This window comes from Thermoflavimicrobium dichotomicum, from assembly GCF_900114055.1.
Classification (GTDB): domain Bacteria; phylum Bacillota; class Bacilli; order Thermoactinomycetales; family Thermoactinomycetaceae; genus Thermoflavimicrobium; species Thermoflavimicrobium dichotomicum.
In genome coordinates, this window is the sequence record NZ_FORR01000001.1 from 34,886 (window position 1) to 46,843 (window position 11,958).

Here is an 11,958-nt window from a genome sequence, read left to right on the forward strand (position 1 = left end):
CTTGAAGCACTGTTAGCTGATTAATACATTTTGACGATTTCCATCACAGCTACATCCACTATCATAACAAATAAAATCAACGTAATGTAAATCAGTGAGTAAAAGAACATCTGCTTTGCCCATAGATCATCATCTTTGGCAAAAAAGCCTTTGATTGAGAGCGCTATATAAATCAATCCCAAAATCAAAGCTACGACAAAATAAATCCAACCCGCAACCCCTGTAAAGAAAAGGATTAAAGAAGATGGTAATAGCAACAGGGTAAAAAACAAAGTCTGTTTTTTTGTTGCGGCAAAGCCTTTTACTACAGGCAGCATTGGAATTCCCGCTCTGCGGTAGTCGTCCACTTTGCGCATTGCCAGCGCAAAGAAATGAGGCGGCTGCCACATAAACAAGATCAGGAAAAGAGCCCATGCAGACAGATCCAGCGAATTATTAACAGCAGCCCAACCGATTAATGGAGGAATTGCGCCACAAATTCCACCAATGACTGTGTTTAATGTACTGGTTCTCTTTAGCCACATGGTATAAACAATCACATAAACATAAAAACCCATGAGACCAAGAAAAGCGGCAAGTGCATTCACTCCGATTGCCAATATAAGTATACCTAGGATGGTTAGAGTAATCCCATACCATAAGGCAATCGCTGGTTTAATTCTGCCTTCAGGAATCGCCCTCTTTCGCGTTCGCTCCATGCGCGGATCAATATCGCGATCATAGAAATTGTTAATGGTACAACCTCCCGCAATAATCAGACCCGTCCCTAACATGGTAAAAAAGAACGTAAGAAAATCGAAAGAAGTGAATCCCGCTGCGATCCAATAACCAGCAAATGTGGCTAAAAGATTCGTTTTATTAATTCCAGGCTTTGTAATTTCTATATAATCTCGCCAGGTTGCCCTACCTGTTTCCAAGTAAGACTCTGGCGGGATAATCTGGTTCGTTGTCGTTTGCTGCGGCATGGATCGTTCCACACTTTGACCTCCTTTCCAGTCCAGAGTTATGCGGCACCAACCTGCATCCATCCTTATTTTTTAAGCGATTTAAAAATTTAAGGAGGCAAAAAATGGGTAGTCCGCATGAGAACCATTAACTCATGATATGTTTCTCTCCCTAATGGGATCTCCCTATAAACCCGTAGATACCAAAAAAAATATATATAACGAGCCTTAATATCATCACCATTTTAGATGATATAAAAAGTTAGTGCAAGAGTGCACGAAAAAGATTCATAATACGGAAATATCACGAGAAAAGGAAATTAAGTAACGAAATCTCCATCTAATTTTAATCATTAATCAACTTGACATTTACGTGTCATTTGTGTGAACTTTTTGTGACGATGAAGGAATTCATACTTCCTTTAACAATAATATCTACTCTTACAAAAATAAAATACCGTCTTTTATAAAAAAGACGGTACAGCTTGTTGACAAAGTTTCCGTTATATGTCGGTTTTCCTTTTCTGTTTCACTCCCGCTCCACAAAAAGAAGCAAGAAGTCATTTAACTGGAAAAGGAAAACCGGAATTGTAGGGCGGCCTCGGTATTTTACTAACCCAAAAGTTTAGCTTTTTCCATTTAGCATGGTACTGGTCTTTAGCCATTTAATCACTTCTACGCAAGTTCCAGCTTCTCCAGTTTCTGATGTTTTAATATTCATATCATCCATGAGCATACGAACTTGCTGTAAACCAGAAGTTTCACCATTATGTTTACGCTTCGCTTCCATCATCAACTCTTTTACATTCGGTATACCTGGTCCAAAGTCCTCCACTTTGATTTTGAGTCCTTTTCGATCCTCCACGGTCAATACCTCAACGGTAATGGTTCCTTCTTTCGCATACTGAATCACATTTCGAGCCAATTCAGATACAGACTGGACAATCCTCGCTTGATCCAATTCATCAAAGCCCAGGCTTCGTGCTATCTCTCGCACTTCACTTCTAGCATGGACAATATTCTCTTCATCTTTTATGTGAAAAGTCGTTTTATCCACTTATTTTCGCCTCCATCATCTTGCGAGCATTCTCTTGCGTCTCTTTAAATATAAGCTGATGGTAAATGAAGATGCTGCACCTTAAACAACTGCGCATATTTCCCATTTTGAGCCATGAGTTCTTCATGAGTTCCAGCCTCTTTGACTTCTCCATGCTCAATGAAAAAGATTTGATCTGCATGTGTAATGGTAGACAAACGATGTGCGATGATAATAGTCGTCCGGTGCTTAGCCAATCTTTCCAGAGACTCTTGAACCAAATGCTCTGATTGAAGATCCAAAGCGGAAGTAGCCTCATCTAAAATAAGAATAGCTGGATTCTTTAAGAATAACCTGGCCAAGGCTATTCTTTGTTTTTGGCCACCTGACAGCTTGACACCTCTTTCACCTATTTCTGTCTGGTAACCATTTGGCAAGCTCATAATAAACTCATGAGCATTGGCGGCTTTGGCTGCTTCAACCACTTTTTCTATGGAAGCATTGATTTTACCCATCCGAATATTCTCTTCTACCGATCCACTGAATAATATGTTATCTTGCAAAACGATTCCCATCTGCTTTCGTAAGCTCTTAATCGTAAAATCACGAATATCCCGGCCATCAATCAACACTTTTCCACTATGAACATCATAAAAGCGAGGAAGCAAGGAGATCAGTGAGGATTTTCCACCTCCACTAGGTCCCACTAACGCTACAGTTTGTCCAGGCTGTATCTGCAAATCGACTCCTTTTAAAACCCAATCTTGATTTTCATTATAGCGAAAGTATACTTGCCTGAATTCAACTTTTCCCTCTACCTGTTCTACATCCACAGCATTTGCCCGATCCGTAATCTCATAAGGTTCATCCATAAATTCAAAGACACGATCCATTGAAGCATGTGCTTGGGTTAAAGTGGTTGATGAATTGACCAATCGCCGTACGGGAGAGTAAATAAGACTTAAATAGCCATAAAATGCAGTCATTTCTCCAATGCTGAGTCTTCCTTGAATCACCTCATATGCTGATACACAAATGACCAGAATGGGTGCCAAATCCGTAATCGTATTTATGGCCGAAAATGTTTTTCCCAGCCATTTGGAGTAATGAATCGCTTTATGCAGAAAATAACGGTTTTGCTCGATAAATTTTTTTTTCTCAACTTCCTCTAAATGAAAGGCACGAATAACAGAAATACCTTGAACACGCTCATGTAAATGTCCCTGAAGCTCCGCAAGAGCTTGGGATCTTTCCCTGGATAACTTTCGTAAATTCTTGAAGAAATATTTAACCGAAACGCCGTATAAGGGAAAAACCGCCAAGGATACAATGGTCATCCATGGATCTAGCCAAAGCATCATTGCGATCGCTATGAGTAAAGTCATCGCATCAAGCCATATATTCATCATCCCGGTAACAATAAACTCTTTGGTTTGTTCTACGTCGTTAATTACCCGAGATATTATTTGCCCAACTTTTTGATTATGGTAAAAACGTAAAGACAGTCTCTGAAGATGATCAAATAGCTGATTTCGAATATCAAATAAAACCTGGCTTGCCACTTGTTGTGCCAAATATTGGCGATAGTACTCGACTGGAATACGAATGACTGTGAATATAAAGAAAGCCCCGGCGATTACCCAGGCTAGTTTTTGCAATTTCTCTTCACTCGGAACAGGAGCCAGTAACAAATCATCGACCACATATTTTAACAGGAGTGGAAGGAGAAGAGGAATCGCAAACTTGATCACACCCACAAAAAAGGTGATAGAGATTTTCTTCCAATAAGGTTTGATAAACTGCATATATCTGCGTACGCTTCCCATCTCTTCTTCAGCCCCTGGTACAAAACTACAATGATCTTCCTCATTATAGCAAAGATTGAATAAAGTTTGTTTGTCATATCTAGGTCAAATTATTACTTTTTATATCATTTAACGAGTCATGAACGTAAAAAGATTCAATGTCATCTATACTTCAAACTCACTTTTTGTTTCTCGACCAATTCTTGAATCAAACAAAGTATTTATTAATTAAATCTTAATAAATAATATATATAATTATATAACATCTTCATATTAATCTCAATATTCAAATGATATAATGAAACGATTATGCTCTTTATTAAACACAATTTGAGTAAAAAATATGCTCGAGAACTTGAATCAGGAGTTCTCGAGCATCATTTCGGGTATATATTAGTGGCGAGCTTTTTCCAATGCAGGAAGTAGTTTTGGATTGAGGATTTTAATGTAGGTTCCTTTCATACCGAGAGACCGTGATTCCACTACTCCTGCACTTTCCAACTTACGTAAAGCATTGACAATCACTGAACGTGTAATTCCAACACGGTCAGCAATTTTACTTGCGACCAGAAGTCCTTCCAGTCCATCCAGCTCATTGAAGATATGTTCAGCAGCCTCCAGCTCACTGAATGACAGCGAATTGATCGCTAATTGAACAACTGCACGACTGCGCGCTTCTTCTTCAACTTGTCCGGCACGTTCACGCAAGATTTCCATTCCAACAACCGTAGCACCGTATTCAGCCAAGATTAAATCATCATCCACGAATTTCTCATTCATACGAGAAAGAACGAGGATTCCGAGATGATCGCCTCCACCGATAATCGGTACCAATGTGGTGTAACCATAACGGAAAATGTCTTTCATTTCGGTTGGATAAGCTGTATATGGGCTGTCAACGTCTACGTTTGGCATCGTTTTGTCTACTTCCATCAGCAGTTTGGCATATTCTGCCGGGAACGAGCGATCATTCAGGTATTGTTGCATCCGTTCGCTTTCAATTTCATGATCGATAGCCATACCCAAGATTTTTCCTTCCGGGCTGAGTACATAGATGTTTGCGTGCAAAACATCACAAAGTACTTGAGCAACTTCATCAAAGTCCACTAAATGATGTCCGACATTTTTTTGCAAGATTTTCGAAATGCGACGAGTTTTTGTTAGCAAGTCCATTACTCTAATCCTCCCAAATCAAATATTAGTTTATGATGAACTAATCACCAAGCAGTTGATAGGTATGTTAAATCAGTCTTTTTTGTCATTCGGTAATAGGGGATGCGCTTTTCCTATTATGCGATATTTATACAAATAAGCAAAATAGTTTTTGTGAACACTTTTCGAATTGTTTCCCCATTCATTCTTTAAAGAAAAGCACTTAATGACGGCCGCCATAGAATTAATTCCACTTTGCCATCAATCAATTCATAGGGAACAAGTCCGACACTCGGATAACGACTGTCTCTACTGGCCCATCGGTGTCGATTGTCTCCCATTACAAATACGGTATTTTCCCGGACAATGACCGGCCCAAAATCACCATCCTCAATTCGTGAGTTGATATAAGGCTCTGTTACCTTTCGCCCATTACGATACAATATGCCTTTTCGGATCTCAATGGTATCTCCGGAAACCCCAATTACTCTTTTTACCAAAAAACGATGCGTTTGTGAAGGATCTTTAAAAGTAATTACATCTCCAATTTTTGGCGAATCTATTAAAAATCGCAATTTATTGATTACCAATTGATCCCCATCTTGAAGCGTTGGCTGCATGGAGGTACCATTTACAACCGATAAGGCAACACCATACTCTTGAACCAAAAGTCCGCAAGAAATCACAATGGCAAATATGAAGGTCCATTTCCCCAGTAGTTGCACCTCAAATCACTCCATTAATTCATCTCCTCTTTTCAGTGATAGGTAGCTTTTGTACCAATACTTTGCGAAATCTGGATGGAAAGGAGGCTCTTTCAATTCGATCTTCATCTTCAACGCTTCAACGGCCTGGCCCACTTCAATCAAAACCATTTCAGGATAAGAAAAACGCACCCGATTTTGTACATACTCTTCGACATCTGCCAAGCGATATTGCAGCGTTGGATCTACGACAAAGTCGATATCGTAATCAATATAAGTAAGTTGTTTTTTGACCGGATCCAACTGATAAGGCGAAGCAATATTGCAATAATATCGGTTCAGGTTTCCCTGTTCATCATATAGCATGATCGTGTTAAACCATTCATGCCGTGAAAAGACGCAAATTGCTAACCCTTGAAAGAACCATTTCTCACCACCGTTTTCCAAAACCTCCACATTGTAATTAGCGGCGATCAATGGATCGTCATTCTGTAATACAACAGACTCTTTCCAGAGGCGATGGAAGCGATCCGGATACTTCAAACTTCGAATTTGCAATACATCTCCCCTGTTGATTAATTTCATTGTCCCCTCCTAAAATTCCATCCATTTCTTTTATTTCCAAAAAACGAATCGAATATAACACAAAAAATCAGAATTCATTTGAGTGAAGAAAAGCCGGACAATTGTCCGGATTAGAAATACTGTCCCAACTCCTGCGAACGTTCTTTTGCACGAAGAACCGCTTCAATGACGGCCTGGTCCAATTGATATTTGGATAATACCTCCAATCCCGCCATTGTGGTGCCACCTGGGGAAGTGACTTCTTGCCGTAATTCCGTCGGTTTTTTTCCCGTTTCCGCCAACATATGTGCCGCACCAAGGATGGTTTGCAATGTAAGCTGTCTCGCTGTATCCGGCTGTAAGCCTGCACGGATCCCGGCTTGTTCCAATGCTTCAACCATATAGTAAAAGTAAGCAGGGCCACTTCCAGACAAACCTGTAACTGCATCCATCATTTCCTCTTTGACGGATACAACCATGCCAATTGCAGAGAAAATCTCTTTAGCCAACTGCATATCTTGTTCTGTTGACCATTTCCCTGAGCAAATGGCCGTAGCAGACAAACCGACGGTACAGGAAGTATTCGGCATCGCTCGAATCACTGCAATATTCGCCTGCAATAAACTTTCAATGTAAGAAGTAGAAATGCCTGCCGCCACAGAAATAACCAGTTGTTTTTCATGGATATATTCTCTCCACTTTAATAACGCATCCTCCACATCTTTCGGTTTCACTGCAATCACAACAACATCTGAATGACGGATGGCTTCCCCGATCTGTTGCGGTTTCGTTAGTCCATACGTTTGTAATAGCTTTTGCAAACGAATTTTATTACTCTTATTAAGTATAGTTATATTCTGTCTCAAAATTTTATTTTTTTCAAGTAATCCGGCTAAAATAGCCTCCGTCATGGAACCTGCACCAATAAAAGTAAACTTTTTCTCTTTCATCATTGAACCCTCCATTTCTTGTTGATAAATAAAAAAGCTTCCTTCGTCTCAAAGGACGAAAGAAGCTTTTCTTCCGCGGTACCACCTTTGTTAGCACAATTTTTGTGCTCAACTCAAGCGCGATCTACAGGATCGCTCACCTGATAACGTAGGTGAACCGCTCTGATTTATCATCAGCCGCATCCGAGGGTGGGTTCAAACAGCCATCATGGCAAAACCTCTCAACCTATGGGTTTCACTCTCTGTACAGATGGTACTGTTTTACTGGCCCTCATCATAGCGTTTCATCTTCAAGTAAACTTTTTTCTAATTATGTGTAAAAAGCAGAAATGATGTCAATACCCATTTTCTTCTGTTTCAAGACAGAACGAAAAATAGAGCGTGATAAAAAACAAATCAGCAAGTAAACACTGAATGTTTCAAGAAATTATGCGTCTATTTTAACGCATTTTCTGCTAATGCCTTCATGCTCACAGGAAGTAACGAGGTTGAACCCATATTGTATGTGAAGTTGTTTATAAAGGAGATACAGTTTTTTGGAATTTTAAATACTGTTTTGCCAATCGCGCAGCTTTTTTCACGTTGACAAATCCGGCTTGTTCACCTTTAATTTCATCAGCAGTACTTGTCAGTATACATTTGATGTCGTTTGGGCTTAAATGGGGATTTGCTTCCAATAATTGGGCCACAACTCCTGCGAGAAAAGGAGTGGCCATCGATGTACCTGACAAGCGAATATAGTCATCTCCCACTTTATTTTCGGGAAGTTGCTGGTCCAGGATAGAACCGACGACATTTAATGAACAAATATCAGCTCCAGGAGCATAAATATCCGGTTTCACCAAGCCATCGGGAGTCGGACCCCGACTGGAAAACGAGGCAATTTCGTCATCGAGAAGGGAATCTGTGTTTTTATCATCTACCGCTCCAACCGTTATAATTACAGGATCATTCCCAGGTGTACTAATGGTGCCTGCATAGGGTCCTTCATTACCTGCTGCAGCAACCACAACAATACCATGATGCCATGCTTTTTCAGCAGCTTGTGCCAAAGGATCCTGGCGATAAGGCATGGTCGCTGGTGTGCCCAAAGAGAGAGAAATAACACGAATCCCATATTTCTTTCTTTTCTTTACACACCATTCAATCCCGCGAATGACCGTAGATAAACTGCCTCCACCCTGAGCATCCAACGCTTTTACCCCAACCAAATTGGCTTCTGGTGCTGGTCCTGTATACAAACCTTGTGATGTATACCCGTTCCCTGCTGCATCCCCGGCACAATGAGTTCCATGCCCCTGGTCATCATACGGACCTTTCTTCCCATGTATCAAATCCACAAAGCCAATAATCCGATTATGTGGTTTCGTCAGATCCTGATGTGGATGAATTCCTGTATCGATGATAGCGATCGTGATTCCTTTTCCCGTCAGTCCTTTTTGAAGTTGAACATCCAGTACTCCTGTGGTCTTTTTGGCGACATCAAGAAAAAGATGAACCTTTCGATCATAAAAGATATGAGCAATCGATTCTTGCTCTGTTAAATCGCGAATCGTATCTGGATGAAGCCGCCCATGGACAGCAGATAAAATAGATAATTCGCCATCGATTGAATTATATGATTTTTCTTTACATATTTCATTCAACTTCTGTTTGTCTTGATCATTTGCTTCATCTTTTAATTGGATAATCACTGGAATAGAGGCTTTCTCCTCATCATCCACTTGTGTCCGAACCATTTGCAAATGATAACGCAAGCTTGGATCAATCATCCTCTTTCTCTCCAAAAACCATGCCTTTTTCCTGATCGCCATAGACATCCCCCCTTACTATATATTCCCTTTCATCCGTCTAATCCCCTTCATAAAAAACAGAACTTCAAATTGCTTATCAATAAAATACAATGAAATTTTTAAATCATTTCTCTTTCTTTCAACCATCTTTATTCCAAAGAAAAAATCTGTTATATAATACTGATAATGGTAAAAAATTACTCTGTTTCAGCCAATAAAAAATGCCGTCCAGCATCCATCAACTGGACGACATCATGAAGGTCGCCTCCCATTTCCTATACACTGTTTACATCCGATTCTTTCTTTTCATCTCCCCCATTCGGTGGATCTGGCTGATCCGGCTGATTCGGTTCTTCCGGATTTTCAGTGGATGGTGTCTCCCCTTTATCATCTGGATTGGTTGCATTCGGTTTGGATCCATCATCTGGTACTTTATCGTCTTTGGGCAATTCAGCATTTGGTTTGGTTGGATCTTTGACCTTTTCTTGCTTGATCTGTGATTTCTTCGGTGCATCGGGTACAGACCGTTTATTCGGTTTTAATTCAGGTACACTATAAATCTTTACCGTTAAGGAATTATCATCCATCGAAACTCGAATAGCAATGGGTTTGTCATAATTGTTTTTAAACGCAAAATCCGGCCCACCATCGGATACTGTAGCATCCCGATTTACGGGAACATAAGTTACAGATTTACTGTGATGTTGCAGTCTGGTGATTTTTAATCCTGCTCGATCCACACTATTGTATAAAGTGGAAGAAACCTGACAGATCCCCCCACCAACTCCCTGTGTAAATTCTCCTTTTACAATGACTGTCGCTGGTTTGTAACCTCTTGCGGCATTATGAGGGCCCGTTTCTTTGTTAAAGGAAAAGGTTTCTCCTGGATTGACTACAATTCTGTCCATTGCTTTTGCAGCTAGACGAATATTGGTATTTCGATTGGTATTGTTGCTGTCAAAGTATGTTGTATAACCGGAAATCTTCTTTTTATTTACATTTTTCAGATCCTTGGTCGTTACTTGAGGTTCCTTGGTTTTCATTGGGATTTCCGTTGTTTTATCAATGAGCGGCGTTAAATCCTTCAACCAATCCCGAACTTTATTTTCATCCATTACGCGACCAGCCTTCTCTGGCTGAATCGGATCCCCAATCCTCTTCATTTTTGCATTTTTGGGAGGTTCTTCAACCTCTTTTTTTACTTCTTTCCATATCCATTTTTCGACCGCATTTTTATCAATGGTAGCAGCATCTTTTCCATCATAGCCAACCTTCTTCAAATCTAACGTGTAAGTTTTATCTCCCGACTTTAATTCAATTTTATGATCCGGCCCTATTCCGACAGTTTCTTTTACTGTTTCCTTGACACTTTCATCGCCCCATAATAAAAAGCAAGCAACAATACCTCCGAGAACAATAACAAAGATAATGGCTACGATCGAGGCTAACTTTTTATTCACTATTTTACCTCCAATCATTTATCATGCTCGGCGGCCACAACTTTTATAATATATCTAACTATATAAATAAATGCAATAAATCCACTCATAAATCACAAAACATTCAAAAACAAAAAATCTGCCGAGTTCGGCAGATGATTTGCGAGAAAAATTATGAAATTTCAACCTAAAGCCAATAAGTCCTCTTCATTACGTGTATGACACCAATTGGTAAAACCTAAACGTCGATAAAATGGAACCAGATTTTCTGTACCTTCATCCACGGTTATGTAAACTCGTTTAACTCCTTTCCGCTCAAACCGAGCATACAAAGCATTGACCAATGCTGTTCCGATCTTCTGATTCCGATAATCTGGATGAACCGCCAAGCAATAGAAAAATCCGCTTTTCCCATCCATCGTGCCCACAATAGCACCAACAACTTCTCCATGATCTGCTTCAGCTACAATTACCAAATCTCGATCCCGCGCAAGCTGATCTGATAATACACGGAGAGTTTCTTTTTCTTTTTCATGTGATGCTGCCATCGACCAAATTTGCTGAACAGCAAAAATATCAGACAACTGAAAAGAGCGCAGGCGCATCAAACTTACCTCCCCGATTTTCTGTTATATAATAAAATTACCCCACATGATTGCTTAAGCATATTTTAATATACTAAATGATTATTATCAATTTGTAAAGATAAATATTTTTGAATCAATCTCTTGAGCTAAAGCGAATTATCAAGTTCACAAGCTTGTTTCGTGCTTTTTTCTCTCATTTGTGTAACTTGACTTATTTGCCATACCCATGGGATATAAATCATAAGAATCAACGCCCAAAAAAAGGTTTTATACTCCATCCAATGGTAAGAAAGCCCGCCAAACAACACCAGAACCCAAATGATCAATGACCACCAACATAGATGGAAGGAAAAAGACCGATCACAAAACATAACGCCACTAAAAATCAAACCGGCAATTGCAAAACAAAGAGGGATAAAATTTCCACTCATCTTGTTCAGTATAAAGTCCCAGTCTTGAATATGATGAAGCAATCCAATGGTTGGCTGAAAGATAAATAGCTCAGACAGTGTCGGCATAATCAACATCTGAAAAAAGTGAAAAATCAAAGCGGATACAGTACCAATTAAGGAGATTAACCAAGCACACTGCAAAATCAAACGATAAGCAGAGTCCATCAGAAAAAAGAGCAAGGTAAACGTAAACATCAAAAACAATAAGCTGATCGTCGTACTGCTCCAGAAAAGCACAACCCATGATTTGTTTGCATAGATATAAAGCAATCTGTTAACGATCGACCCGCTTGTGGCTTGTGTTAAAGCAAAAAAAATACAAAGAAAAGATATAAAATGAAAGAACGCCGAACTTTTCAATAGCCATCCAATCCAACCTTTATTCATCACATTTATCACAAATTTTCATCTCTTTTCTTTCCTCATTTCTTATCCCACCTTCCTAACATCATTCTTCCCATCTTCCTTTTTTCATAAAACATGAATCGTTGAATGATTTATTTTTTCAATCAAATGTTTGAACCGTCATGGT

The 11,958-nt window shown here is 39.6% G+C and carries 11 protein-coding genes; all 11 read right to left on the reverse strand.

Annotated features, from left to right (window positions below; translation table 11 throughout):
* Nucleotides 1-20: 20 nt before the first annotated feature.
* Complete coding sequence (gene cyoE / locus BMZ78_RS00175) at nt 21-977, reverse strand: heme o synthase (RefSeq protein WP_245739678.1); 957 nt, start codon at nt 975-977, stop codon at nt 21-23.
* Nucleotides 978-1,569: 592 nt separating this feature from the next.
* Nucleotides 1,570-2,001, reverse strand: a complete 432-nt coding sequence (locus BMZ78_RS00180; RefSeq protein ID WP_093226950.1) for an ATP-binding protein — start codon at nt 1,999-2,001, stop codon at nt 1,570-1,572.
* A 44-nt stretch (nt 2,002-2,045) separates the two neighbouring features.
* Nucleotides 2,046-3,806 (reverse strand): ABC transporter ATP-binding protein, encoded by a 1,761-nt coding sequence (locus BMZ78_RS00185; protein WP_093226951.1) that lies wholly within the window; start codon nt 3,804-3,806, stop codon nt 2,046-2,048.
* Between the two features lie 372 nt (nt 3,807-4,178).
* Nucleotides 4,179-4,958, reverse strand: coding sequence for a GTP-sensing pleiotropic transcriptional regulator CodY (gene codY / locus BMZ78_RS00190; RefSeq protein WP_093226953.1), 780 nt, complete (start codon nt 4,956-4,958; stop codon nt 4,179-4,181).
* A gap of 188 nt (nt 4,959-5,146) precedes the next feature.
* Nucleotides 5,147-5,662 carry a signal peptidase I gene (gene lepB / locus BMZ78_RS00195; RefSeq protein WP_093226955.1) on the reverse strand — a complete coding sequence of 172 codons (516 nt, stop codon included), beginning with the start codon at nt 5,660-5,662 and terminating at the stop codon, nt 5,147-5,149.
* A 6-nt stretch (nt 5,663-5,668) separates the two neighbouring features.
* Entirely contained in the window at nt 5,669-6,226 is a 558-nt protein-coding gene (locus tag BMZ78_RS00200) for a DUF402 domain-containing protein (RefSeq protein WP_093226956.1), read from the reverse strand.
* 110 nt (nt 6,227-6,336) lie between these two features.
* Nucleotides 6,337-7,158, reverse strand: a complete 822-nt coding sequence (proC, locus tag BMZ78_RS00205) for a pyrroline-5-carboxylate reductase (RefSeq protein WP_245739679.1) — start codon at nt 7,156-7,158, stop codon at nt 6,337-6,339.
* Between the two features lie 512 nt (nt 7,159-7,670).
* A complete protein-coding gene (locus tag BMZ78_RS00210; RefSeq protein WP_093226960.1) occupies nt 7,671-8,969 on the reverse strand; it encodes a S8 family peptidase in 1,299 nt (432 codons plus the stop codon).
* A 254-nt stretch (nt 8,970-9,223) separates the two neighbouring features.
* Nucleotides 9,224-10,408, reverse strand: coding sequence for a VanW family protein (locus tag BMZ78_RS00215; RefSeq protein ID WP_175482211.1), 1,185 nt, complete (start codon nt 10,406-10,408; stop codon nt 9,224-9,226).
* Nucleotides 10,409-10,569: 161 nt separating this feature from the next.
* Nucleotides 10,570-10,992: a GNAT family N-acetyltransferase gene (locus tag BMZ78_RS00220; RefSeq protein WP_093226963.1), complete on the reverse strand. Its 423-nt coding sequence runs from the start codon at nt 10,990-10,992 to the stop codon at nt 10,570-10,572.
* 128 nt (nt 10,993-11,120) lie between these two features.
* Nucleotides 11,121-11,825 carry a hypothetical protein gene (locus BMZ78_RS00225; RefSeq protein WP_093226965.1) on the reverse strand — a complete coding sequence of 235 codons (705 nt, stop codon included), beginning with the start codon at nt 11,823-11,825 and terminating at the stop codon, nt 11,121-11,123.
* Nucleotides 11,826-11,958: the final 133 nt, after the last annotated feature.